Here is a 26,136-nt window from a genome sequence, read left to right as displayed (position 1 = left end):
GCTTATCAGTGAGCGAGGAGAATTTGGAAAACAGGGCTTTTGCAGACATCGAAAGACAGGAAAAACCCTGATTATACAGGCTGTTTCTTGATGGCGCTGTTCAATTGGTGATCATGTTTTTGCCCTGGGGCGTACCCTTTGTGAACGCAACAGGTGAAGCCTTGACACCGGCCACCATGAACTACTTCTTTATTGCGATTTCTGTCTTGGTGCTGGGGGCGATGGGGGCGTTTGTGACCTCCCGCTATGTGGCCCCCCGCCTGGAGAAGCAGAGCTGGACGGTGCCTGAGGACATGAACCTGTCCGATTTTACCATCAAGCCGGAAGAAGAGCGCGGCCTGAAGTTTGCCCTGCTGGGTTTTGTGGTGGCCATGGCAGGGGTTTATGCCCTGGCGACAGGACCTTTGGCCCCTTACACCAATGAGGCCGGTCGTGTAGTGACTCCCTACATTAACAACGTTGTGTTGTTGATTGTGATGGTCTTTGCCACTGTCGGTATATTTTTTGGAGTGGCGACCAAACGCTTCCGGTCTGTGACCGATGTGGTCAAGGCCATGGTCAAGCAGATGAACACCATGGGTTATATTCTGGTGTTGACCTTCTTCTGCTACCAGTTTCTGGCGGTGCTGGGTGCTTCCGGTATCGGTACCTACATTACGTATCTGGGCGCAACCTTCCTGCAATCCCTGGGACTTCAGTCCTACCCGATCCTGCTGCTGGTGGCCTTTGTCATGGTAACCGCTACCATTAACCTGTTTGTGGGGGGGATGACTTCCAAGTGGATGTTGCTCGGCCCCATCTTTATTCCCATGCTGTACCAGGTGAACCCGGCCATGACTCCGGACCTGATTGCGGCGGCCTTTCGAGTGGCGGATTCCAGTACCAATATCATCACTCCGATGATGAGCTACGCCGGTGTTATTCTGGCCTTTATGCGCAAATACAAGCCGGAGATGACCATCGGTGACCAGATCGCCATTATGGTGCCGTACTCTGTCGCCTTTATGCTGGCCTGGACCGTTTTGCTGGTACTTTTCTTTGCCCTGAATATACCTCTGGGCTTCTGATTCCTTTCGTTTTCGCCACCCGGTTGTATCGGGTGGCTTCTCTCCTGAGTGCCTTTTTTCCGTTGGTCGGTTGGCAAGAATCATACTGACCGGTGGTGATGTTGTGTGCTCGTCAGACTCTATAATTCAGTTCGTGAAGAGTGATCAGGTCATGACTTGGGCTGGACTTAACGGAAGTCATGGCAGCAGGGACGATGATCAAGGAGTACATCAAAATGAAAGGACTTAAAAAGAAAAAAATTATTCCAGTTTTGGCTATCACAGCCTGCTTTTCCGGACTACCCGTCTTTTCCAACGCTTCCACTTCCGCCAGCAGTGAGTCGATGTCTGAAATGACATCGGTGCTGGCGCTGGTGAAACCTGAAGCGATGACACACCAGCCGGTAATCAGTGGAGATTGGCTGGACCCTCTGACCTGGGGGGGAGAGAACAAAGTACCGGTGGCAGGCAGCCGGGTAATGATCCCTGAAGGGGTTCATCTGGTGGTGAACGGCAAGATTGAGGCGGAGTTGATGACACTGCGCGTCAATGGAAGGTTGTCGTTTGCAACGGACAGGGATACACAGCTGACGGTGGATACCCTGGTCGTGGACTCCAGCGGTGAACTGACAATCGGAACAGTGCAAAACCCTGTTTCCCCTTCCAGTCAGGCACGGTTGATCATCAAGGATGGTAATAATGGCTTTGATGTTGTCCATTCTGACAGCCCGGACTTTGATCCATACAAGATGGGGCAGGGTGTGATAGTCCTTGGGCGTATGGAGGTGCATGGTGCCCCCAAACAGCCTTATGTGGCGATTCCCAAAGCCTATGCCGGTGAGGATGAGATCTATCTGGAAGCCGGTATTCCGTCTGGCTGGACGGTGGGTGATCAGCTGGTGATTGCCGGGGCTCGTCGTGATGCCCTGGGGGATGAGTTGAGGGTGATAGCGGGAGTAGTTCAAAGTGCAGGAATTGTTGAACTGGACCAGCCTCTATCCTTCGATCACCTTCCTCCTGAGCACGCCAGGGAAGGGCTGGAGCTGAAGATTCATGTGGCCAACCTGACCCGCAATGTCGTTATTGAAACACCCCAGGCGCTGCGTGATCGAACAGTCACCCATGTCAGTGGTACTGTCGAGTTCACCGGCCGGGGCCACATGATGTTTATGCACACTAATAACGTTCATATCCGGTATGCAGAGCTGGCGGGACTGGGGCGAACCAACAAATTAATGAAACTGCGTGACACCGGGATGGATGAGAGTGGAGTGCTGACCATTGGCCTTAATCCACGCTCCCGTTACCCGGTTCACTTTCATCGGGCTGGCAACGAAGGTGAGCCTGGCTTGATTGAAGGCAGTTCGGTGGTCACTTCCCCAGGCTGGGGCTTTGTGAATCATTCCAGCTACGTGATGATCAAAAAGAACATTGCCTATGATGTCACGGGAGCTGCTTTTACCTCTGAGGCGGGTGATGAGGTGGGTTCCTTTGAGGGTAACCTCTCCATTAAAACCCATGGCAGTCAGACACCTGGCGTGTATTCAGAGCGTCGTCCCCGGGATGGCAACAGTGATGACCTGGGGCACCGGGGGGATGGCTTCTGGATTCATTCAAGGACCGTCAGGCTGGAGGATAATATTGCCAGCGGTTTCATGGGGGCGGCTTATACCCTGTGGGGCCAGTTTGAGGACGGAGCAGAAGATCGTCTGGTTGGCATCCAGTTTACCCAAGCCCCCGAAGATTATCCGCCGGAGCCAGGCCGGATTCCCGCCAGTGAGGTCAAAGAGATTCTTCCCATGGAAAATAACAGGGCCTACGGCGGTTATAAGGCACTGCACAGTGGTTTTATCACCGGGCGCCAGGAGATCAGGGATTTTCTTGGTTACGCGGTGGCAAAAGGAGACAGCCGCTGGTATTCAGCCAGTAAAACCTATCGTAACCTGACGCTGATTGGTGATATTAATGAGCCCTCCGGCACCGGTGTGGGTAGCCATGTCAACAGTGGTAAGATGGCGTTTTACAACGTTCATATTGAAGGTTTTGAAACGGGGTTTCAGTTTTCTCCCCGCCAGAGCGGCAGCCTCCTTGAAGGGGGGTATTTTAACAATGTCACGGACATTGAGTTCCGGAAAAGGTTAAATTATGCCCATACTGCCCGGGTTGGAGGTGATGTCCGGTTCGGTCAGCTGGACAGCAGTGCGCTCAATGGACGACAAAGAGCCCACTTCCATGCATTTACCGAACTCCATGGTCCTGCCGGAGGCACCGGCTATGTCAGCTTGTCGCCATCTTTGCTACTGCTGGAAATGGATTCCCTGAAAGCACCCCTGCAAATCCATCTGATTAGTGAGCAAGCTCCGGATCATGTTCCTTATTCAATGGAGGTGATCAACCAGCAAAAGAGAAGTCATAAAATTCTGGCAAAAATCAATCCCCAGTGGCTGGATAAAAGCAATGCAGAACTTCAGGTGATTGCCGGTACTTCAGTGAATGGCGGTTATGTACCCTCTGATGCAAAGGTGCTTGAAAATGCCAGTAATATCGCCGTAGTGCCGTGGCAGGGATATGAAGAAGAGCAGCCCCCGAAGCTGGTTGAACCGGTTGAGAACTTTTCTCTACCGGTGAGTGGTACTCCGGCGGTTATTGATCTGTCGGCCATATTTGTGGATCCAGATGGGGATCCACTGGAATATCATGTACTGGTGGATGACCCGGAACTGTTACAGGCATCCATCCAGGGAAGCATACTTCGGTTGAATGCCACCGGTGAAATGACCGGTGAAGCCAGGATCAGGGTTTATGCCAGAAACCCTGCCACAACCAAATGGAATAAACGAAACTCCGTCACGGACCTGTTTATGGTGACAGTAACGGAGTAACCTCCCAGCAACGATGTTTTTTTATCAAAGCCTGCTGGTTTATCAGCAGGCTTAACTACTCGATGCTTTCTGTTCTTTCCGGTCGCAGTCTTCGGATAAAATTCCTTCAATAAGCCTGTTAACCTGTGGAGCTTGTTCAATGGACTCATAATCCATATACCCCTCAACGGCTTCCTGGACCATAGGAAAACTGTCAACCATTTTTTGCAGATAACTGAGTGCCATCACTCTGAGTGGGGAAGGCTGCTCTTTCTTTCCTGTCAGTCTTTCAAGTACCCCGGAAACCTGGGCATAGGAATAGGTAAAAAACAGATTGAGGGCATAGTGAAGCATGAAAATAAGATCTTTGACCAGGTTCTTTACGATGACTGCCTTCTGTTCTTTTTCCGGGATTTCATCACGGAGGTATAGCTCCAGACCCTGGAGGAAAGTATGTAACACGATAAACGTGGGAATAAGAATAAAAAAAGACAGTTCGTAAAAATAAACGATGCCAGTGACAAGAGCAGCAAGAAGAAAGGAGACATATTGATTAGAGGCCATAACCCTGAACTCCATGAAGGTTTCAAACCCTTCAAAGAGTTTATAGGAGACAGCGTGTAACCAATCTGGCACTTTTCCTTTCTGGTTATTCTCCTCATTGCCATCCAGTGCAGAAGGGCTGTCATAGGGAGCAACAGCTTCGACCAGACCCTTTACTCTGAGGCAAAAAACCGGTGGGTCACTGGAAGCGATGCTATCTGTTGTGGGAGAACAATACAGTCTGTCCTGGCTCTCTTTGAGGTGCAGGGCCAGGGGGTAGTCAGCGGGAAAGCAGAGGCAGGTTTTATCCAGCTCTTCAGCGGTAAAATGAAGGGTATTGAGGTTATTGACGCTGCTTCCGGGGTTGTGGGTGTGGCGCGTATCATTGGCTGGAAGCCCCTGAGCCTGACTGCTTATGCATGCTGTTGAAATAAATAGCATTACAGACACCGCTTTGGCTGGAGTGCTGTTTGCCTTGTGGAATAGGCTGCCGACTTTCATGGGCAGGGTCCAATGTACATACCTTGTAGGAGTTTAGTTTTGCTTATTGGAAGTTCCTGTCTGAATCGTTAGTTTTTCGGTAAGTACTTAGGGGGCGAAGTGCATTCTGGCAGTGGATAAAAAGCAGCCCTCTTATTGACCCCGGATCAGAATAACCGGCAGAAATTCTGTTACTGTCAGTATTAAGATACTGAGGTGCTCTGGACAGAGTGCTGTTGTGATGCAGCGAATGGAGAATCAGAATGAAGCTGACATTCCTGGGGGCAACGGGAACGGTGACCGGTTCCAAATACCTGGTAGAAAGCCATGGCCAGAAAATTCTGGTGGATTGTGGTTTATATCAGGGGATCAAGCACTACCGGCAAATGAACTGGCAGCCTTTACCAGTGGCTGCAAAAGAACTGGATGCCGTGGTACTGACCCATGCTCACCTAGATCACAGTGGCTATCTGCCGGTATTGGTGAAGCAGGGGTTTTCCGGGCCCGTTTACGCCACTCCCGGCACCTGTGAACTCTGTCGTATTCTTCTGCCTGATGCGGGATATCTGCAGGAGGAAGATGCCAGGCACGCCGCCCGACACGGTTATTCAAAACATAATCCACCCTTACCGTTGTATACCGAAGAAGATGCGAGGCGGGCATTGGGGCTGCTGAAGCCTGTGAGCAGCCATGATATCCATGAGCTGGATGGAGGGATGACCCTCCGGTTCCGTCCTGCGGGACATATTCTGGGGGCTGCCTGTCTGGAGGTGTTTGATGGTAGCCGGATGCTGGTGTTCAGCGGCGATGTCGGGCGCCCGGACGATGCGGTGATGTATCCGCCCGAGTCATTGAAGCGGGCGGACTTTCTGGTGATTGAGTCCACTTACGGGGATCGTCAGCACCAGAAGGTGGATGCGGAGGAAGTGCTGGGAAATATCATCACCTCTACCGCCAGAGCTGGGGGAACCGTGCTGATCCCTGCGTTTGCAGTAGGTCGTGCCCAGATGCTGCTACATATTCTGGAACGATTGAAATCTGCGGGGAAAATACCCAGCCTTCCCATTTACCTGAACAGCCCCATGGCCATCAAGGCGACCGAGATTTTTCACCGCTTCCATGAGAAACATCGCCTTACCCAGGAAGACTGTCGCCGGATTGATGCCGTGACTCATTATGTAAGAACGGTCGAGGAGTCCATGGCGCTGGCCAGCCAGAAGTTTCCGTCCATTATTGTTTCTGCCAGTGGTATGGCCAGTGGTGGCAGGGTATTGCATCATCTCAAACACATTTTGCCAAATCACCGGAATACGGTACTGTTTGCCGGTTTTCAGGCTCCGGGCACCCGGGGGGAAAAGCTGGTCAACGGTGCCTCGGAGATTCGGATTCATGGTGAGCAAATTCCCGTCAGGGCCCGTATCTGTCATGTTGATGCCTTCTCTGCCCATGGGGACGCAAACCAGCTGGTCAGTTGGTTGAGAAGCATCAAAACGCCACCCAGGCAGGTATTTGTCACCCATGGTGAGCCAGAGTCGGCGGACTATATGGCCCGGAAACTGTCCGATGAACTTGGCTGGAATGCCCATGTACCGAAACTGGGTGACAGGATTGAATTAACGTGATGGCAAAGCACTGTGCTCTGAATGAGCCGATCATACTGGCTGAAGGATTGGGCGAGCATTCGTGTCTGGATCAGCTGGCTCTGTTCAGTACTTCGTTCATTGAAGATGAGGCCTATATACACTTTGCCAGGCACCAGGGGGTTGTTCTTCCGGATACGCTGAGCAAGGCCAGAACGAAACGGCGGGCAGAGTTCCTGGCTGGGCGTTTCTGTGCAATGCGAGCGCTTGAACACCTGGGAGCGGTCTCAACGGAGGTGGGTATCTGTGAAGACCGTGGGCCCCGCTGGCCCTCTGGTTTTACCGGATCGATTACCCATAGTGCCGGAGTGGCCCTTGCGGCAGTGGCCAGGCAGCCTGATATCAGGGCTGTGGGCATTGATGTTGAGCAGTGGGTTCCAGGGACCCGTGCGGAAAAGCTGTCCAGAGCCATATTAATGGATCAGGACAAGCAGCTCAGAGATTCTCTTCAGCAGGTGCCTGGCTGGTTTTTTACTCTGGCTTTTTCTGCCAAGGAGAGCCTTTATAAGTTACTTCGGCCTGAAGTGGGTCGTTTTTTCGGCTTTGATGCGGCGGTGATGGTATCCCTTGATATCAAACAAAAGTCGTTTGTTCTGGAGCTGACCGAAACCCTTTCTCCCCGCTGGAGAGCCGGCCATTTATTCAGAGGCTCCTTTATGGAAACCGACCGCCATATGATCACTTTGATGAGCCTTCCGGGGTGAGGGCTTTGCCATTGAAGGCCTGGCGTGTAATGGGCTGAGACCTTTTTTGCAGCTGTCGGGTCAGCTGTCCGATCATCACTGGCAAAAGCACTGCCATCGCAATCGCCAGCCAGGCAAGCGGGTCGGTATTGGTCAGTGGTCCTGATTCTGTCTGTACAATAATCAGAGAAGAAATGACGGCTGCAGCCCCGGTAGTGATGTGTCTTGTTGCGGTCTGAAGGCCCATGTAGTGGGCCCTCTGGGGTGGAGAGGGAATCCCCATAAGCAGTGTCTGGCTGGACACGGTTCGTACTGCGTTGAAGGCCATAAACATCATAAAGACGACTGTGACAGGAAGTAGCCCCGGTGCCAGAAAACAGGCGACGATGGCCAGAACAAAGCCAGCCATACCAAGCCAGTTGACTTTCAGAGAACCGATGTTATCGACCAGGAGGCCGGTTCCCCGGGTTACCAGGTAGGTGATGATGCCGCCAGCCATATAGAGTGGACCGATCAGCTCCCGGTCAAAATCCAGGTTGTATTGCAGGTATCCCGCCAGGTGAGGAATGATCAGAAACCCCGAAAATATGCCGGTAGCAACACAGGCAAGACCCATTAGCATGGTTCGGTTAATAGCAGGGGCTCTGACAGTCGATTCCTCTTTGCTGGTGATGGGTTGGCTTTCAAGGCTTTTCCATAACAGGCCGCTGATCATCAGTATCAAGAGCCCCAATATCTGGAAAGTAAACTGCCAGTCATACCAGAGGGACAGTTGAAGGCCGGCTGGAACCCCCAGTACGGCAGCCAGGGAAAAAGCTCCGGCAATCTGGCCCATGGCCCTCCCCCTGCGTTGAGGAGGGGTGCGATCAATCACCAGTGCCATGGTAAAAGAAGAGGCGAGCCCGCCAAACACACCGGCCATCATACGGGTAACCAGGAGTGAGTAGAGCCCGGTGCTGACTGAAGTCGCCAGGGCGGATAGTCCCAGCCCGGTCATGGAAAGAATCAGAGCTCTGCGGCGATCAAGACCATCCAGCTTACGGGAAAATATCAGAAGAACCAGAGCACTGGCCATGGCATAGGCGCCACTGATCAGCCCGGCCTGACTGAGGGGAAGCTGCAAGTCTCCTGTTATATCCGGCCCCATGGGCATTACAAGAATAAAATCGAGCACGGTTAGCCATTGAGTAATGACCATCAACTGAATAAAGCGCTGCCCGCCCCGTGAATCTGACATAGCTGTCCCTGTCTTAGTGAAAAATTCTGTTTTTTGCCAAAAACGGTTGTCTGATATGCAGCCGATTTAATTTATTTTTGTCGTATAAGTCTCATTTCTGGCATTTGTGCTAATCGCACTTTTAATAGGTTCTCCCCTGTTTACCCAAGGGGGAAGCCGTTATTTGAAGGCGGATAATACCATACGACGTTGTTGATAATCATTATCATTTGCAATAAAGTTCTGCTGCTCGAGCATTCTGATCGTGCTCTCACCAGGTGATCTGCCTGAAAAAAACAGGGAATACCAAAAAATGTCGTTCACAGATGATCCGCTTTTATGGGAACCGGGTGAGCCTCTGAGCATGATGAAAGCTCTGGGTTCTATCCCTTTTTTCTTCGCCTCTCCCCAGCACACCCTGATGGCCAGCCGCATGTATGCGGTTTTATCGGGAAGCAGTCAGCTGGATACATTGGCTGGCCAGATTCGCCTGCTTCAGGATGCAGCCCGCCAGGCTGGGTACACTGATCCGGTGGTGGTGGGGGCCATTCCGTTTGACAGCGCCAACCCGCTCTATCTTGGAGTACCGGAGCAGTTTGTCCGAACCAGAACCATGCATCCAGTGACGGACGTTGCCGCGACTGGCCGTGAGCCAATCCGCTCAAGGGTCCTTACGGTGCCCGAACCTGAAGTGTATAAAAACAGTGTTCGTGAGGCGCTGGCTCGTTTTGATCAGGGGGAGCTGGATAAGGTGGTGCTCTCAAGAACCCTGGAAGTAGTCAGTAATCGAACCATTGATGTCAGTCAGGTGTTGCGTAATCTGGCCAGGCACAACCCTGCCGGGTATACCTTCGGGATTGAAGTTCCCTGTGGCAAAGAGAGAAAGCCCGGAACACTGCTGGGTGCCAGCCCGGAACTGCTGGTATCAAGAGACGGCCTGAAAGTGACTGCCAATCCTCTGGCAGGGTCTGCAGCCCGGAGTCAGGACCCTGTTGAGGATCAGCGCCGTGCTGAAGCTCTGTTGCGTTCCGCCAAGGATCTACATGAGCATGCTCTGGTGGTTGATGCCGTAGCCACTGCCCTGGCACCTTTCTGCAGGGATTTCAAAGTGCCTGACCGGCCAACACTGATCAAGACTGAAACCCTATGGCATCTGTCCACTGTTGTTGAAGGTATTCTGATCGATCCCCAGACCTCTTCTCTTGAGCTGGCCACAGCACTTCACCCCACCCCTGCGGTTTGTGGTTACCCCACGGAGAAGGCAAGACGGTTTATCCAGGAGCAGGAACCCTTTGACCGTGGCTTTTTCACCGGCATGGTGGGTTGGTGCGATGCTGATGGCAATGGTGAGTGGGTGGTGACGATTCGGTGCGCCGAAGTGTTTGAAAATTCAGTCAGACTTTTTGCGGGAGCCGGCGTAGTCAAGGGATCGGATCCGGAAAAGGAGCTGGCAGAGACGGGCGCCAAATTCAGGACCATGCTGAATGCTCTGGGGTTAGGGGAAGCCTGCAGCACTGACGAAAATGCATTCACGGCGACGTTGAAAGAAGGAGCTGGCCAGTGAATGAGGCTCTTTCGAAGTATGAAGGGATAGCCCGGGACTGTCCGGGATGGCCTGATGACGTAGCCCGGCAATATCGTGCTGCAGGTTATTGGGAGGGGATTTCCTTTGGCCAGTTGCTGCGCAGCAGAGCTGAACGTTATAGACACAAGACTGCTGTTGTTTGTGGGTCCCGGCGATGGAGTTATCTGGAGCTGGACAGCAAGGCTGATCGGCTGGCTTCCGGCTTTGCCAGGCAGGGCATTGGAGTCGGTGATGTGGTGGTGGTCCAGCTGCCCAATATTGCGGAGTTTCTGCTGGTTTGTTTCGCCCTGTTTCGTATTGGTGCCCTGCCTGTTATGGCTTTACCTGGGCATCGTCGTTCAGAGGTGGGTTATTTCTGCCGGTTCACGGGAGCAAAAGCCTACATTATCGCGGATTGTGCCGGTGGCTTTGACTATAGACAGCTGGCAAGAGAGGTAAGCAGTGAAGCTCCGGAACTGAAACAGGTCATTGTGGTGGGAGAGCCGGAGGAGTTTGTAGCGCTTGATGATCTGTACGGACCCATTGATCCCCTGCCCTATATTTCTGCCTCAAGGGTGGCTTTTTTCCAGCTTTCCGGAGGCACTACCGGGGTGCCCAAACTGATTCCCCGTACCCATGATGATTATATATACAGCCTTAAAGCCAGTGCTGATGTGTGCGGGCTAAGTGAAGAAAGTGTTTATCTCTGTGCTCTCCCTGCGGCCCATAACTTTCCCCTGAGCTCTCCCGGTACACTGGGTACTTTATACGTCGGCGGTACTGTTGTTATGGCGCCAGGCCCGGCACCGGACCAGGCTTTTCCATTGATTGCCCGTGAGCGGGTCACCATTACGGCGCTGGTTCCCCCTCTCGCCCTGCTCTGGCTGGAGGCTGCTGCCCGTGATGAGTCTGTGGGTAACAACGGGCTGGCCAGCCTGCAGGTGCTTCAGGTGGGTGGGGCTCGATTGAGTTCAGAAGTGGCGAGAAGGGTAGCCCCTGCCATGGGTTGCACCTTGCAACAGGTATTCGGTATGGCAGAAGGGCTGGTGAACTATACCCGGCTGACCGACGGTGACGACCGGGTCATCAATACCCAGGGGAGACCATGCTCCCCTCAGGATGAAGTCAAGGTGGTTGATGATGAAGACCATGAGCTTCCTGCCGGGCAACCAGGGAACTTGTTGACCCGCGGTCCCTATACCATCCGGGGCTATTTCAGGGCGCCGGAACATAACGCCCGTGCATTTACTTCCGATGGGTTTTATCGAACCGGGGATATTGTCCGTGTCACCGATCAGGGAGATCTGGTGGTGGAGGGGCGGAATAAGGACCAGATTAACCGGGGAGGAGAAAAGATTGCAGCGGAAGAGGTGGAAAACCATCTGCTTGCCTATCCGGGGCTTCACGATGCTGCAGTGGTTTCCATGCCCGACCCGTATCTGGGAGAGCGATCCTGCGCTTTTGTGATTTCTAGAAGTGTCAGGAATGGCAGCCCGCCGACCATCATCGAAATCAAGCAGTTTCTTGCCGGACGGGGGCTTGCAGCCTTCAAGATCCCCGACCGGGTTGTATTTGTGGATTCATTCCCGAAAACCGCCATTGGCAAAGTCAGTAAAAAAAACCTGAGAAACCAGGTGTCCATGGCCGTTTGAAAATAAATGCCTATACCCAAAGGATTTCAAGTTGCTACGCGGCGGCAAAAGAGCGAGGCCCCAGGAGCTTAGGTTCACTCAGTGACTGGGGTGAGCGATTGCAGCCAACAAAGTAGCAACTTGAAAGGCGACGGGTATATAGCGCAGTAAAAGGATGTAGCGATGACCATTCCAGTAATCTCCCCCTATGCCATGCCAGTCGCCAGGGGCAATGTGGCAAACAAGGTGGGCTGGCGGCCTGATTCCGGGCGGGCAGTGCTTCTTATTCATGATATGCAGAAGTATTTCATGAACTTTTTTGATGGCAGTGCCGAGCCGGTGACGTCTTTAATCACCCATATCCAGCGGTTGAGAAAGCAGTGTAAAGCAGCGGGAATACCGGTGATCTATACCGCTCAGCCAGGAGACCAGGATCCAGCAGACCGTGCACTGCTGACGGATTTCTGGGGAGCCGGATTAAAAGATGACCCTGAGCTGGCCGGTATTGTTGATGCCCTGGCCCCGGACAGGGAAGACAGGGTTCTCACCAAATGGCGATACAGTGCCTTTAAACGCAATGGCCTCAAAGGATTGATGGATGAGATGGGCCGTGACCAGATGATTATCTGTGGGGTTTACGCCCACATCGGTTGTCTGCAGTCGGCGGCTGACGCTTTTATGTACGACATCCAGGCTTTTATGGTCAGTGATGCCCTGGCTGATTTCAGTCTTGAGGAGCACCAGATGGCTCTGGACTATGTATCACGGCGTTGTGGTGTGGTGCTGGATTGTGACGAAGTGATGGAGAGCCTTCAGCCAGAAGAGAGCCTTCAGCGGAAAGAAGACCTGCAGCCCACAAAAAATAGACAACCCTCTTCATGCAGCGGTGGGATGCCATTTATCAAGGATATTGCTGACATTCTTTATCTGACCCCGGATGAGCTGGACCATCAGCTCAGCCTGATGGACCAGGGTTTGGACTCCATCAGGGTCATGACGCTGGTTGAGCAGTGGCGGGCCAGAGGCGTGGATATTGAATTTGCCGACCTGGCAGCGCGGACCACCCTGGAAGAGTGGCTGGTTCTGTTGCAGCAGAGAGTCTATCAGGCCACGGAACGGGAGCAAGTTGCCCATGGCTGAACGTTCCATGGCGGACCGGCAGCAGGGAAGTATGCCCCTGACTCCCGCCCAGCATGGCATATGGCTGGGGCAGACGCTTGCAGGTAACCCGGAGATGTACAACACCGGAGAGTGTGTGGAGATCCGCGGAAAGCTCAATACGGTGTTGTTTGAGACAGCCCTGAGGCGGGTGATACAGGAAACCGATGCCCTGAACATGACGTTTGATGCCACAGCCGGTGTTCCGTTTCAGACGCCGCTCAAGGCTTCAGGCTGGGTGCTTCAGAAAATGGATATTTCCCAGTCTGCTGACCCATGGGGCACCGTCCGGCAATGGGCTCTGGATGATATTGCAACCCCCAGAAACCTTTATGGGGAAGGTGAGCAGGGAGGACTGTTTACCCAGGCTCTGTTCCAGGCTGGAGATGACCGCTTCTTCTGGTACCAGGGCATTCATCATGTGGCCGTGGACGGCTACGGCTACTCACTGATTACCCGCAGAGTGGCTGAAGTATACACGGCTCTGGAGCAGGGTCGTGATGTTGCCCGGCGGTTTGGGCAGCTGGATCAGGTTATCAAGGAAGAGGCACCGTTTCAGAATGAAGATCGAAGTCAGCAGGACAGATGCTTCTGGCTGAAACAGCTCCGACACGGCCCGGATATTGTCAGCCTGACCCGCAAGCCGGTCAGTATCAGTGGGCATTTTATCCGGGAGTCTGTTAAGTGCCCGGAAGCCTGGATGGATGGCATCCGTCCATTGTGCCGGGCTCACCGGGTAAACTGGACAGACTTGATTCTGGCGGCAGTGGCTGGCTGGATTCATCGTCATACCGGACAGCGGGAACTGGTGTTTGGTCTGCCGGTGATGGCCAGGAACAGTGCTGCTGCGCTCAGAACCCCCGGAATGCTGATGAATATAGTGCCGTTTCGCCTGTTCATTGGCCCGGAGGATTCATACATTGACCTGGTGAACCAGGTGAGAACTCAGCTGCAAACCATCCGGCCGCACCAGAACTATCGCTACGAGCAGCTCCGGCGGGAGCTTCAGAATATAAGCGGTCAAAGTCGTTTGTTTGGCCCTGTGATCAATATTATGCCTTTCGATGGCACTTTGGCTTTTGGATCATTGGCCGCTTTGACCCATAAAATTTCAGCCGGGCCGGTTGAAGACCTGGCCATTGGTATCAGTGCCCGGGGGGATGGCTCCAACCTGAAGATTGAACTGGATGCTAACCCGGAGTGTTACGATTCAGGCCAGCTGTCAGGGCTCAGAGATGAGCTTGCTGGAGAGGTCTCTCATTTCCTTCAGCACCCATTGTGTTCTGTTTCACGTGATCTGCCGTTTAATGCGCTGACCTGGCAGAACGCCCTTGTGGAAGGTAAGTCCCTGAAAACAATACCGGTTATGGTGACCGAGTTGTTTCAGCGTCAGGTCTTTCAGAGATCGGGATGCACGGCTCTGGAGCACAATGGTTGCAGGCTGACGTATCAGGAACTCGAACAGCGTGTTCAGGTACTGGCCAGTGAACTGACACAAATGGGGGTAGGAACCGGAGACCGGGTTGGCATTTATCTGTCGAGGGGGTTTGAGGCGGTCATCTCAATTCTGGCGGTGCTGTCTTCCGGAGCGGCCTGGATTCCCCTGGATCCCGGAGGGCCGGAAAAACGAAGCGGTTTTATCATTGAGGATGCCAGGCCCCGGCTGATTCTTACTAACCGACAACTGACAGGCCCTCTGTCCAATATCTGCGGATTGCCCGCGCGCTCTCAGCCCCTGGTCCATAATATCTGCGCCCTGTTATTGGGAGGCGGGGGAAAGAACGGGCTGGCTGGAAGTTCTGTGAGAGAGCCTTCTGATCCGGCGTATATCATTTATACCTCTGGCTCCACGGGCACGCCCAAAGGGGTAGTGGTCCATCATGGGGCACTGGCGCACTTTGTGGCAGGCGCTTCTGAGGTGTATGGAATATCAGACAGTGATCGTGTTCTTCAATTTGCTCCACTGCACTTTGATACCAGCGTTGAGGAAATCTTTCTGACCCTTTGCCAGGGGGCAACCCTGGTTATCAGAACCGGGGATAGGGTGGACTCGATTCCCGGCTTTATTCAACAGTGCGACCGGTTAAACCTCAGTGTCCTTGATCTGCCAACGGCCTACTGGCATGAACTGGTTTATGGCATTGCTCACGGTGAGCTGAGGCTTCCCAATTCAGTGAGAACGGTGATTATTGGCGGTGAAGCGGTTCTGCCAGAGCGGCTGCTCCAGTGGCGCCGGTCTGTGAGGGATGAAATTACGCTGTTGAACACCTATGGCCCTACAGAAGCGACCATTGTGGCCACCACTGCAGTACTTGCAGGACCCGGTGCTGCCAATTACGAAAAGCAGGCTTTGCCCATTGGCAGGCCGCTTCCGGGAATGCAGGCGCTGATTCTGGACAGCTCGGGAACCCCGGTAGCACCGGGTGAGGCAGGAGAGTTGTATCTGCTGGGAGGTGGTTTGGCCAAGGGCTATCTGAATAAGGAGGACCTGACGCGGGAACGCTATCTGCCTGTTACCGGACTGCCCGGTAGGCCAAGAGCTTACCGGACCGGTGACCGGGTAAAACGGACATTGGATAATCAATTGACGTTTATTGGCCGGGTGGATGATGAATTCAAGATCAGTGGTCACCGGGTCAGCCCTCTGGAAGTTGAGAACCGGTTGCTGCAGCATCCGGGCATCCAGGAAGCGGCCGTGGCCGGGTACAGCTCACCGGAAGGAATGAAGCGGTTAATTGCCTGGCTGGTCACAGAGAGTGACTCTCAGCTGTCGTCGGAGCAGAAGGCGGAGTATTCACAGTCCATCCGGTCACAGCTGCTTGAATCCCTGCCAGCGCCCCTGGTGCCAGGTGAACTGATTTATGTCAGGGAACTGCCCAAAAATACATCAGGGAAAGTGGACCGGAAGCGATTGCTGTTGGAAAGCCGTACCTCCCTGAACCCTGATCGTCAAAGGCGGGGCATGGCCCCAATTTTGGCTCCTGTTTTGACACCAATGGAGAGCAAGGTGGCCGAAGCCTGGCAGCAGGTGCTGGGTTCTGCTCCCGTGGACGGCAGTGAGGACTTTTTCCTGATGGGAGGGCAGTCACTGCAGATGATTCAGGTGGCTAACCGCCTTGGGGGGCTGCTGGGCAGAGAGGTTTCGGTAAAAACCCTGTTTCGGTATCCGGTGTTGGCGGATCTGGCCAGGGCGCTTGAAAAACAGGGGGGTGACCCTGATGGTGATAGCATTGAAGCACTTTATGAGCGGATTTATCCGGTTCGCAAAACCGGGAGCCAGCTTCCTCTGTTCTGTATTCATCCGGCCCCTGGGATTGCCTGGGACTACGTCAAACTGGCCCCTTTTTTACCGGAAGAAACACCGGTGTACGGCGTTCAGTCTCCGGGCCTGAATGGGAGGGACTGGCACTCTTTTGGTCAGGGGCATGAGATTCTTGAAAACAGGGCCCGGGATTATCTGGATCAGATCCGCCAGGTTCAACCCCGGGGGCCTTACCAGCTGCTGGGGTGGTCATCCGGTGGGCTGGTGGCCCATGAAATCGCTGTCCGGTTGCAGGAGCAGGGCGAAGAGGTCCGGCTGCTGGCATTGCTGGACGCCTACCCATCGGATCAATGGCGTGATATTCCCCTGGAAGAGCAGCAGATTCTGGCCGGTATGATCCGGCTGGCCGGTCGTGACCCTGCTTTGCTGCTGGAGCCGGCGCCGGGTAAAAAATGGTCGGTGGATGATGTTTATGGGCTGGCTTCAGACAGGCATTCATTATTTTCCGGGTTATCAAGGGCGTCCATGGATTCTCTGATCGGCACCTACAGGGAGTGCAGCATCATGGTCCGAAAATCAATCCATCGTCGTTTTTGTGGCAATATGCTGTTTTTTACAGCTGCAGACCCCCGGCCTGAGCGCTGGCTGTCCTTTAAAGGCTGGCAGCCCTATGTCAGAGGGGATATTCAGAATCATGACCTTTCCTGTAACCATTATGAGATGTTGAAACTGGAGAATGCCAGGGCGATAGGAGTGATTCTGTCAGAAGCACTGGAGCGGTCAGATTTTCCGGAATTTGTATAAGGAGCACCTTTTGTCGTCTGTTAAAGCGCCTGTTAAAGAAAGTCCTTCAGGCAGTGGCAATAAAAAGCCTGGAAATAAAGCGGAAGGTCGTCGACCACCGATGATGCTGCAAGTGCTCAGGACTCAGCAGTTAACCCCCCGTATGAAAAGGGTGACACTGACCGGGAACGATTTGAAAGGGTTTCCCGATAACCGGGGAGGCGCCCATATCAAGCTCTTCATACCCCGCTCCGGCCAGGAAAAACCGGTGCTGCCAACACTGGGGCCAAAGGGGGTGATATGGCCGGCGGCGGATATCAAGCCGATTACCCGAACCTACAGCGTCCGACGGTATGATCCAGTGACCAATGAGCTGGATGTGGACTTTGTACTTCATGGTGATGAGGGGCCTGCTTCAGCCTGGGTATCGGCGGCGGTAACCGGTGACTGGATCGGGGTGGCAGGGCCCGGTGGACCGGAGCCGATGGTGGCGGAGGCGGACTGGTATCTGATGACCGGGGATATGACTGCCATTCCCGCCATGGCTGCGATACTGGAATCCCTGCCGGAAAACGCCAGAGGGCAGGTGTTTATTGAGGTGCCAGCCATGGAAGAGGTCCAGCAGCTTTCCCATCCGGGAGGGGTGGAGGTGACCTGGTTGATCCGGCAGTCCAGGGATCCTGCTGCCAGTGAACTGTTGCCCAATGCGGTCTCTTCTCTTGAGTGGCCAGAGGGCTCTGTATTTGCCTGGGTGGCCGGGGAAAACAGCGCGGTGCTCAAGATTCGCAGGTACCTGAGAAACGAACGACAGTTGTCCCGTCAGCAGTTTTATGGGGTTCCCTACTGGCGATCACGCTATACCGAGGAAGCGTATCACCAGGAACGGCACGACATTATGGATAATGTGGATGCCTGAAGGGATTTAATGAAGTCCGAAAGAATTGCATATACCCAAAGGATTTCAAGTTGCTACGCGGCGGCAAAAGAGCGAGGCCCCAGGAGCTTAGGTTAACTAAGTGACTGGGGTGAGTGATTACAGCCAACAAAGTAGCAACTTGAAAGGCGATGGGTAGAGAAGGATGTGTGCCTGCGAGCGCGTCAGGCAGCAGGCACAGGACAACGCTGGACGTATACAATGATTGATAACTATTCCCATTTGCAATAAGATCGGGCGCAGGTTGCGCCTGGATCCATTCTCTCCTGCCCACAGCCTGCTTCAGAGTAAAGGAATATAGGCCTGTTTCGTCGTCAACTGAACCGCCGATTGAAAAGACACTGTATAGAGAAACTATGAAAACCAATCGTTCAGGACTTATTCCTTCAGTATTCCATTATTTAATAAACGACAATGGGCTTTTTAAAAAGACTGGTGGTTGCCGATGGCTCCTTTCTTTTTTTAACACAGCCTGCCTGAGGCGAGGCTTCCTGGTTTTCGGGTTGGCTCTGCTGGCGGGGTGTCAGCCATCGGAACCAGTCCGCGACGCTGCCCAGGAGCCGGTTAAGACCCGGGAAATTACCGATGCTACAGGCCATCAGGTCAACATTCCCCTGGAGGCAAAAAGGGTTGTCACCCTCAGTGAACTGGATCTGGATGCTGCCCTGGCCCTGGGTATCAAACCAGTTGGCTCAACGGCTGGCCGGGGGCAGAAAGGGGTTCCTGGTTATCTGTCTGATGGTGCAGAGGGGGTTGAGATTGTCGGCCCTCTGGGCCGACCAAACCTTGACCGGTTGATTGCCCTGGCACCGGATTTAATTCTGGTGGGCGCTGTTACCGATCCCATGTTGTTGGAGCAGCTCAGAAAAATTGCCCCTTCAGTGGTCACCTACAAGCTGGGAGACCCATGGAAAGCGGCCTTTGCCGATATTGCCAGTGTTCTTGGCCGCGGCCGTCAGGCAACTGAGTTTATGAACGGTTATCAGCAACGGGTGTCCGATATCCAGAGTCGTCTTGGGGGGCAGCAGGAGGCAAAGGTCAGTGTGGTTCGGTGGATTCCCCAAGGGCCCGGTTACATGTTGAACCAGGCTTTTTCCAGCCGGGTGCTGAATGATCTGCAGTTTAAAAGACCGGCAGCCCAGAATCAGGACGGTATTGGTCACTCCCACTCTCTCAGTCTGGAGGCTCTTCACCAGATTGATGGCGACTGGCTGTTTGTGGGCACCTTGAATCCCGCCGGGGATGCCGTGGATGCGTTTAACACTGCCCGGAATACACCGGTGTTTCGGGCGCTCAATGTGGTGAAAAACGGTCGGATGGTGGCTGTGGATGGCTCACTCTGGACAAGCCTTGGAGGCCCGGGTGCGGCCATGGCCATTCTGGACGATGTTGAAAAAGCGATGCTGACCGGGCCTTCTGCTCCGTCCACTACGGACACTGTGGTGGGCTCCTGATGCAGTTGTCCGGGAAGCTCTTATTGGCTGACGGACCGCGGTTGGTCTGGGTTGCTCTATTACTGCTGGTGGTGGCCGTCGGCTTTGCCATGGCATCTCTGCTTACTGGTGCCGGATATACGTCGGTGACAGACAGTTTTCTGTGGCTGCTTGGGGATCACCGTGCTCTGGCTGATGCCAACCTGGAAACGGTGATGACCACCCTGAGAATGCCCAGAACGCTGGCTGGAATCATGGTAGGGGCAGCCCTTGGTCTGGCAGGAGCCATGATGCAGGCAATCACCCGCAATCCACTGGCGGAGCCCGGACTGCTGGGTGTTAATTCAGGTGCTGCGCTCGGGGTGGTGGTGGGGATTACCTGGGCCGGTGCCGAGTCCGGACAGTCATACCTGATATGGTCATTTATGGGGGCGTTGCTGGGCAATGGCCTGATTCTGCTGGTGGCCAGCAGGGCCCAGGTGGGGAATTCGCCGGTGCAGCTGGTGCTTGCAGGCATTGCCATAGGTGCCACCTGCCATGGTATGACGTCGTTTATTTTGTTGAGTAACGAAGTCAGCTATGACCAGTATCGTTTCTGGATACTGGGGTCATTATCCGGTGTTTCCATAGAAATGGCGGTTCAGCTGATACCGGCCATGGCGGTTGGTATTGCTTTCAGCCTGGTGCTGATCAGGCCTCTGTCAGCCCTGCTGCTGGGGGACGATGCTGCCAGGGCCCTGGGCCATCGACCGGAATGGATCCGGTTTCTGGTGACGATTGCTGTGACGCTTTTTGCCGGTACCGCCGTTGCACTGGCGGGGCCGATCGGTTTCCTCGGTCTTCTGTCGCCTTTTCTGGCCCGGGCGATCACCCGTCACCTGGGCAGCCCTGCCATGGGCTGGCAGTTGCTGCTGTCTGCCCTGATTGGATCCATTCTTTTGCTGGGGGGGGATGTTCTCGCCAGAATTGTCGTGCGTCCCTATGAAGCACCCGCCAGTGTCATGCTGGCTCTGATGGGGGCACCGTTGCTGATCTGGATTGTGCGGAGCAACCGGTTAACCCTGACCTCTGGACGATAAATCATCAAGTTATGAGTGCCTTTACTTCAGAATCGGTTTCAGTGACAGCCTCTCCTGAGCCCTGGGAAAGTCGGCAGAACCGCCCTCTTGTCAGCAGGCTTCAATACCGTGGGGGAAGTGCGCTCTGGTTTCAATCCGCCGGGGGGAGCATTTCGCTCCTGCTGCCGGTCAGGCCTCTGTGTGCCAGCTTGTTGCTGGTGCTGGCGCTGCTGGCAGCGGTGGGGGGCTCTCTGGCAGCAGGCACTACCTGGCTGGAGGTACCAGAGGTGATTCACGCATTGCTGGGGCAGGGGCTGCAAGGGCACATTCTGTTGGTTCAGGAGATAAGGCTGCCCAGAATTATTGCTGGATTGCTGGCGGGAGCCGCCCTGGCCTGCTCCGGTTGTCTTATGCAGGTACTATCGGGCAATCGTCTGGCGACACCGGATGTGTTAGGTGTCAATGAAGGGGCGACGGCCATTATCCTGATCAGCCTGCTGGGCAGCGCTCTCGGCATGATGGGGCCCTGGTGGCTCGCTCCTGCAGGTGCCGCAGCAGCGGTAGGGCTGTTGTTACTTCTTTCCGGAGGCATGGGGGCCAGGGGCTACCGGATTATTCTGGTGGGACTGGCGTTGACTCACTTGATCCGTGCCATTACTGAACTGGGACTGTCCCAGATTCCTCCCCAGCACGCCGGGGCCACCTACGCATGGAGCGTGGGCAGCCTGACAGGGCGGGGGTATTCGGTTGCGATACCGGTGGCGGTGGGGCTTGCTCTGTTATTGCCTCTCCTTATGGGGATAGGGCGTCATCTGTCGCTGTTACGCTTTGATGAGACCATGGCCCGGCCCCTGGGACTGCCGGTCCGGCTTGTTCAATATACAGTGCTACTGACATCTGTTGCCCTGGCAGGTCTTGCGGTGGGCGTGGCCGGGCCTGTGAGTTTTATTGCCATTGCGGCACCGGTGATGGCTTCGAGGCTTGCCGGGCCTGCCTCAGTTCCGGTGATCAGTTCGGCTTTGCTGGGGGCGTTGCTGGTGGTTCTGGCGGATACCCTGGGGCGTACTCTTTCATCGCCGGTGGAAATTCCGGCCGGAGTGATTACCAGCATTCTGGGCGGCCCTTTTCTATTGTGGGTTTTGCTCAGTGAAGGAAATAAGTAGTTGAAAATGGAGAGTTCAGAGTTGGGCATTCAGAAGCAAAAGACTCTTTCCTGTGAGCCGACGTTGGACATCAATCACATGCGACTGAATATTGAAAATATCAGGGTCAGCTACCCGGGTTCTTCATCGAATCAGGGCTTCACGGCGGTTCAGGATGTCAGCCTGGATGTTCCTGCCGGAAAGGTGGCCGTGATTGTCGGGCCAAATGGTTGTGGCAAGTCTTCTCTTCTAAGGGCGATCTCACGGCTGCACAAACCGGATAGTGGTCGTGTAATGGTGAATGGGCATTCGGTTTGGGAAATGAAACCGTCCCAGGCGGCCAGGCACATAGCTCTTCTGCCTCAGACCCCCACAGCTCCTGAAGGGGTGACTGTTCGTGGGCTGGTTCAATATGGCCGCCATCCTCACCAGGGTTTGTTCCGGCAGTGGAGTCAGGTGGACGAGCAAGCTGTGCAGGAGGCTTTAACCGCCACCGGCATGGGTGAGTATGCCGGACGTCGTTTGTCTCAGCTTTCCGGTGGACAGCAGCAGCGCTGCTGGCTGGCGATGGTGCTGGCCCAGGAAACCCCTCTGGTGCTGCTGGATGAGCCCACCAGTATGCTGGATATGGGGCACCAGACGGAAGTACTCGGCCTGGTGCGTAAGCTGGCAGAAACCGGCCGCTCCTTTGTGTTGGTGTTGCATGATCTGATTGCCGCGGCCCGTTATGGGGATATTCTGGTCGCCATGAGGGATGGCCAGCTGGTGGCCCAGGGCAGGCCGGAGGATATTGTCACGCCGGAGCTGGTTCAGCAATTATATGATGTGGAGGCGGATGTGTTACCGGCGCCCAGTGACGGAACGCCGGTGGTGATACCTGTGGCCCGTTCAGGTTAAACACCGAGAGTGGCGCCCCCGTCTACAACAATCTCTTCCAGGGTGATATGGCTGGCGTCGTCCGATAGAAGAAAAAGGACGGCATTGGCCACATCCTGCGGGCTGGCTATTTTTTTCAGGGGAATGCCGGTTCGATAGCTTTCCAGGCTGCCGTTCAGAATCCCTTCCGGTACCTCGTTGCTAGTCCATAGCTGACGCTGCATAGGAGTGTCAGTTGAACCGGGGGATACCAGGTTGCAGCGGATACCGTGTTCGGCAAGCTCAAGGCCCAGGCAACGGGTGAACTGTGACACTGCGGCCTTGGAAGTGGCATAGGCTCCCATTCCCATGCGAGGTGTTCCCGCAGCATTGGAGCTGATATTGACGATAGCCCCCTGTCGTCTGGTGATCATTGAGCGGGCAACGGCGCGACACATATTGAATACACCTGTGGTATTGGTGGCCAGGGTTGCTGACCAGTCATCGTCGCTTATTTCAACGAGGGGGCCCATGCGCAGAATAGCGGCTACATTCACCAGTTTATCCACAGGTCCCAGTTCCCGTTCAATATCCTCAACTGCCTGGTTAACCAGGCTGCTGCAGCTGATATCCAGGGTTTTTGACAGAGCCTCTTGATCAAGGGACAGAATTTCATCCCTGACCTGTTGCAGGGCATCCTGGTTGATATCCACAAGAGCCAGCCTGGCTCCTTTTCTGGCCAGTGCAAGGGCAATGGCCTTACCGATTCCCTGGGCGGCACCGGTCACCAGGGCCACTCTTCCCTGAAAAATGTCCTGAAAGGGGCGCTCTGGAGTTGATTCTTGATTCATGGGAGCCTCAGAGGGGGGGAGGAAGCAAGAGGAGGATGGCCCCCGGAAGCACCGAAAGCCATTTTTACAGTAGTTGTTTAGAAGCTGGCTGTGGCGCCTACATACCAGGTTCTGCCGCGTTCTATGTTGCTGGAAGAGAAATTGTCGTCTTTCTTATCCAGCCGGGTGTCAGCCAGGTTTGTGACTCCGGTTCTCAATGATAGCTGTTGGTTGACTTTATAGCTCATCCCAAGATCGACAAGGGTATAGCCTGGCAAGTCATCGTTTGAGCTGCCTGTTTCCTGGTCCCCAATGTATTTAAAGCTGACAAAGGTGTTCAGGTCTTGCATGGCCTGCCAGTCCAGTTGGGTGTTAAAGGTCTGACGGGGTTTGTCGGTCAGTCTCTGGTCAGTGACTTTATCCCGGGCATCAGTGTAGGCATAGTTGGCTGACAGGCTCAGTGTTTTTGTCAGAGTTCGGCTGGCGGTTAGCTCGATTCCCTGTATCCTGGCTTTATTGATGTTCACCCAGGTTTTATCTTCAGAGCCATTGTTGTCTATGTCAATTCCAGAGTACTGGGCTTCAATCAGGTCTTTAACATCATTTTGATAGACAGTAACGCCTGCTGACCAGAGAGGTTGCTCGTATAAGGCGGAAAGCTCATAGTTGGTAGAGGTTTCAGGCTTCAGATCCTGATTGCCGAAGATAACGCAGCTTCCCCGGCAGCTGACAATATAAAACTCTGGAGTCATTGCTGCCAGAGTTGGCGTCTTATAAGCAGTGCCGATACCGCCTTTTAATGTCAGTGCTTCCGAAGGGGTGTAGACCAGATAACCCCTTGGGCTGAAATGGCTGCCAAATTGATCGTGGTGATCCAGCCGGGCTCCAAGAGTGGCGGTCCACTGGTCGTTCAGGAACCACTCGTCCTGGGCAAAGACCGCTTTTTTGGTGGCTTTTGCCTTACCGGTTTGCTTCAGATCCCGGGGATTATCCAGTTCAGTCTGGGTGAGTTCTGCCCCGGTGGTCAGTAGATGGTTTCCCAGCTCCATAGTGGTGGAGCCTTCCAGGGTTTTATTGGTCTGGGTGGTGGTTCCAGGGTGGAGGCCTATATCCGGCCGCTGAATATTGTCCCAGACTTCGGCTTTTTCTATAAAGCCCCTCAGCTGGGTGTCCCCCCATTCCCACTGTCCTTTATGGGTCAGGGCAAAGGTATTGCGGTCAATGCTCTGGTCCGCCACGCCAATGGAATAAAGGGCATTACGTTCGTCCTTGTTTTTGCTCAGTTCCAGATCTAGGGATTGTTCATCATTGATGATCCAGTCCAGTACGCTTCGTAAATTCTTGACATCTTTCTTTTCCAGGGCTGTCAGTTCGGAGTCACTGCCTTCAAAGGGCTTCCAGGGCTGACGGTTTCTAAGGTCGCCATTCAGAGTCAGGTTCAGGGTGTCCTGCACCAGCGGCCCACTCAGGTAAAGGCTGGTTTTCTGGTCATTGCCGCCTTCACCCCCTTCGGTGGAGGAAAAGTCGTAACTCAGGCTGCCCGTCCACTGGTCCGATGAGGATTTGGTGATGATGTTGATGACGCCCCCCATGGCGTCGGCCCCATAAAGAGAAGACATCGGGCCACGGACCACCTCAATGCGCTCAATGCTGTCTACGGGAATAGTGGATACATCAAGGTCGTTGGCACGGATCAGCGTTTCTGAAGCATTAATCCGGCGACCGTTGACCATCATAACGGTGTATTTGCTTTCGAGGCCCCGAATACCTATGCTTTGTCGTCCACCAATCCCCCCCGGCGTCACATTAATACCCACGGTTTTTCTCAGGGCTTCCACAATATTACCGCCGGACTGCTCCCTTAACTCTTCACCACTGATGACCGTAATGGATGCAGGAGCACTGTTCTCTTCCTGCTCGGTGCTGGATGCAGTCACGACTACCCGGTTCATTTCATAGGCGGTTTGAGGTTGGTCATCGGCCATGGCCTGACTGGAAAGAACAGAACCGACGGCCATGGCCAGCGGCAGAAGAGCGGTTTTTGGAAAAGTCACAACCCTGGACATTATGTATCCTGCGCATCTAGGTATGGTAAAAAGAATGCAAATGATAATGATTATCAGATATTGTGTCACCCCCCATATTCACGTTTCTTTTATCCGCAGCCCATGGTGTGACTGGAGGGGAGCAGTCCAGTAAATGATTCCCTTTCTAGCAGCCTGTCGGACTTATGCTTTCGAGCATAAAATTCAGTAGAACGAGTCAAATCTTTCGATGGATTCGTGTGAATACCCATAGGGCATAAATAGCGGGCCTATTTAATCGAATTCATCGAAAGATTAGGCCGTTCTTTCTGGATTTTAGGTCGAAATTGTCGTATGACCGACAGGCTACTAGAGGTGGTCGGCATGACTTGTGTTGTGCTGGGTGACAGGAACAACCCTGCATCAGAGCGTCACTTACCTTATGGTTAGCCATAGGAGTCCTTTTCAATCATCCTTATCCACCGGTGAAATACGTTTGATAAAGTCGGTTTTCAAGCATTCCGTCTTTATCCCATTTGGCCTTGGCTTCAACCAGTTTTGTCCACTCAGGGTAAGCTTCAAAGACCTGATCCTGAGTAGCATAAAGTGCATACGGTAGATAAAAACGCCCCTTAAGCCTCAGAGTGGTATCAATCAGTTCTCTGGTTGCATCTCTCATGAGGGTATCTGATTTTTGGTCATCAGGAAGATTCATGAATAAGACGACAGCGAATCGATCCTCCGGAGCGTATGGAAGCATGGAGTCTGTATCCGCATTGACCTTGCGGGCGCTGTTCAAATTAAATGTTGCTAACATGGTCTATACTCCCTGAGCATGAGAATTGTCGTGTAAAGTGGAGTTCCAGCCATGAAACCTCAGCAATTCCAAGACATCCTGAAGTCCATACCCATGATGTCCCCAGAGCAGATCGGTGTCCTCCATAAAACTCTGCCGCCCTCACCCATTGCCGGTGATGCACAAGGTATTTCCGG

The 26,136-nt window shown here is 53.9% G+C and carries 18 protein-coding genes; 13 read left to right on the top strand and 5 right to left on the bottom strand.

What is annotated here, in order from left to right:
- The first annotated feature begins 140 nt into the window (after positions 1-140).
- Positions 141-1,067: an AbgT family transporter gene (locus ACNRUY_RS19840; protein ID WP_488113393.1), complete on the top strand. Its 927-nt coding sequence runs from the start codon at positions 141-143 to the stop codon at positions 1,065-1,067.
- Positions 1,068-1,282: 215 nt separating this feature from the next.
- The gene (locus ACNRUY_RS19835; RefSeq protein WP_488113392.1) at positions 1,283-3,928 is read left to right on the top strand and encodes a G8 domain-containing protein; all 2,646 of its coding nucleotides are present in this window, start codon (positions 1,283-1,285) and stop codon (positions 3,926-3,928) included.
- 51 nt (positions 3,929-3,979) lie between these two features.
- Here ACNRUY_RS19835 and ACNRUY_RS19830 read toward each other — a convergent pair whose 3' ends face one another.
- Entirely contained in the window at positions 3,980-4,951 is a 972-nt protein-coding gene (locus ACNRUY_RS19830; RefSeq protein WP_488113391.1) for a hypothetical protein, read from the bottom strand.
- A 242-nt stretch (positions 4,952-5,193) separates the two neighbouring features.
- On the opposite strand from ACNRUY_RS19830, the gene ACNRUY_RS19825 reads away from it, so the two are divergent.
- Together ACNRUY_RS19825 and ACNRUY_RS19820 are read left to right on the top strand one after the other, a co-directional pair.
- Positions 5,194-6,552: an MBL fold metallo-hydrolase RNA specificity domain-containing protein gene (locus ACNRUY_RS19825; protein WP_488113390.1), complete on the top strand. Its 1,359-nt coding sequence runs from the start codon at positions 5,194-5,196 to the stop codon at positions 6,550-6,552.
- Complete coding sequence (locus ACNRUY_RS19820) at positions 6,552-7,274, top strand: 4'-phosphopantetheinyl transferase family protein (RefSeq protein ID WP_488113395.1); 723 nt, start codon at positions 6,552-6,554, stop codon at positions 7,272-7,274. The genes ACNRUY_RS19825 and ACNRUY_RS19820 overlap by 1 nt, the downstream gene beginning before the upstream one ends.
- On the opposite strand, the gene ACNRUY_RS19815 is transcribed toward ACNRUY_RS19820, so the two are convergent.
- Positions 7,249-8,490 carry an MFS transporter gene (locus ACNRUY_RS19815; protein ID WP_488113389.1) on the bottom strand — a complete coding sequence of 414 codons (1,242 nt, stop codon included), beginning with the start codon at positions 8,488-8,490 and terminating at the stop codon, positions 7,249-7,251. The two genes, ACNRUY_RS19820 and ACNRUY_RS19815, sit on opposite strands and share 26 nt — an antisense overlap.
- Before the next feature lie 292 nt (positions 8,491-8,782).
- On the opposite strand from ACNRUY_RS19815, the gene dhbC reads away from it, so the two are divergent.
- From dhbC to ACNRUY_RS19770, 9 genes are all read left to right on the top strand, one after another.
- On the top strand, positions 8,783-10,033 hold the full coding sequence (gene dhbC, locus ACNRUY_RS19810) for an isochorismate synthase DhbC (RefSeq protein ID WP_488113388.1): 1,251 nt from the start codon (positions 8,783-8,785) through the stop codon (positions 10,031-10,033).
- On the top strand, positions 10,030-11,685 hold the full coding sequence (locus ACNRUY_RS19805; protein WP_488113387.1) for a (2,3-dihydroxybenzoyl)adenylate synthase: 1,656 nt from the start codon (positions 10,030-10,032) through the stop codon (positions 11,683-11,685). Before dhbC ends, ACNRUY_RS19805 begins: the two co-directional genes overlap by 4 nt.
- A 162-nt stretch (positions 11,686-11,847) precedes the next feature.
- A complete protein-coding gene (locus ACNRUY_RS19800; protein WP_488113386.1) occupies positions 11,848-12,804 on the top strand; it encodes an isochorismatase in 957 nt (318 codons plus the stop codon).
- On the top strand, positions 12,797-16,888 hold the full coding sequence (locus tag ACNRUY_RS19795; protein WP_488113385.1) for an amino acid adenylation domain-containing protein: 4,092 nt from the start codon (positions 12,797-12,799) through the stop codon (positions 16,886-16,888). Before ACNRUY_RS19800 ends, ACNRUY_RS19795 begins: the two co-directional genes overlap by 8 nt.
- A 10-nt stretch (positions 16,889-16,898) precedes the next feature.
- Positions 16,899-17,783 carry a siderophore-interacting protein gene (locus tag ACNRUY_RS19790; RefSeq protein ID WP_488113384.1) on the top strand — a complete coding sequence of 295 codons (885 nt, stop codon included), beginning with the start codon at positions 16,899-16,901 and terminating at the stop codon, positions 17,781-17,783.
- A gap of 521 nt (positions 17,784-18,304) precedes the next feature.
- Entirely contained in the window at positions 18,305-19,255 is a 951-nt protein-coding gene (locus ACNRUY_RS19785; RefSeq protein WP_488113383.1) for an ABC transporter substrate-binding protein, read from the top strand.
- A 23-nt stretch (positions 19,256-19,278) separates the two neighbouring features.
- Positions 19,279-20,313, top strand: a complete 1,035-nt coding sequence (locus tag ACNRUY_RS19780; protein WP_488113382.1) for a FecCD family ABC transporter permease — start codon at positions 19,279-19,281, stop codon at positions 20,311-20,313.
- A gap of 41 nt (positions 20,314-20,354) precedes the next feature.
- Positions 20,355-21,455 carry a FecCD family ABC transporter permease gene (locus tag ACNRUY_RS19775; protein ID WP_488113381.1) on the top strand — a complete coding sequence of 367 codons (1,101 nt, stop codon included), beginning with the start codon at positions 20,355-20,357 and terminating at the stop codon, positions 21,453-21,455.
- 6 nt (positions 21,456-21,461) lie between these two features.
- Positions 21,462-22,331 carry an ABC transporter ATP-binding protein gene (locus ACNRUY_RS19770; protein WP_488113394.1) on the top strand — a complete coding sequence of 290 codons (870 nt, stop codon included), beginning with the start codon at positions 21,462-21,464 and terminating at the stop codon, positions 22,329-22,331.
- Here ACNRUY_RS19770 and ACNRUY_RS19765 read toward each other — a convergent pair.
- From ACNRUY_RS19765 to ACNRUY_RS19755, 3 genes are all read right to left on the bottom strand, one after another.
- Positions 22,328-23,140, bottom strand: coding sequence for a 2,3-dihydro-2,3-dihydroxybenzoate dehydrogenase (locus ACNRUY_RS19765; RefSeq protein WP_488113380.1), 813 nt, complete (start codon positions 23,138-23,140; stop codon positions 22,328-22,330). The genes ACNRUY_RS19770 and ACNRUY_RS19765 overlap by 4 nt on opposite strands.
- Before the next feature lie 77 nt (positions 23,141-23,217).
- Positions 23,218-25,185, bottom strand: a complete 1,968-nt coding sequence (locus tag ACNRUY_RS19760) for a TonB-dependent receptor domain-containing protein (protein ID WP_488113379.1) — start codon at positions 25,183-25,185, stop codon at positions 23,218-23,220.
- A 433-nt stretch (positions 25,186-25,618) separates the two neighbouring features.
- Positions 25,619-25,960, bottom strand: coding sequence for a hypothetical protein (locus tag ACNRUY_RS19755; protein ID WP_488113378.1), 342 nt, complete (start codon positions 25,958-25,960; stop codon positions 25,619-25,621).
- Positions 25,961-26,136: the final 176 nt, after the last annotated feature.

It is taken from the genome of Endozoicomonas sp. Z74, from assembly GCF_057680865.1.
The sequence above is the reverse complement of the archived record's forward strand: the minus strand, read 5'-3'. Positions and strand labels throughout refer to the sequence as shown.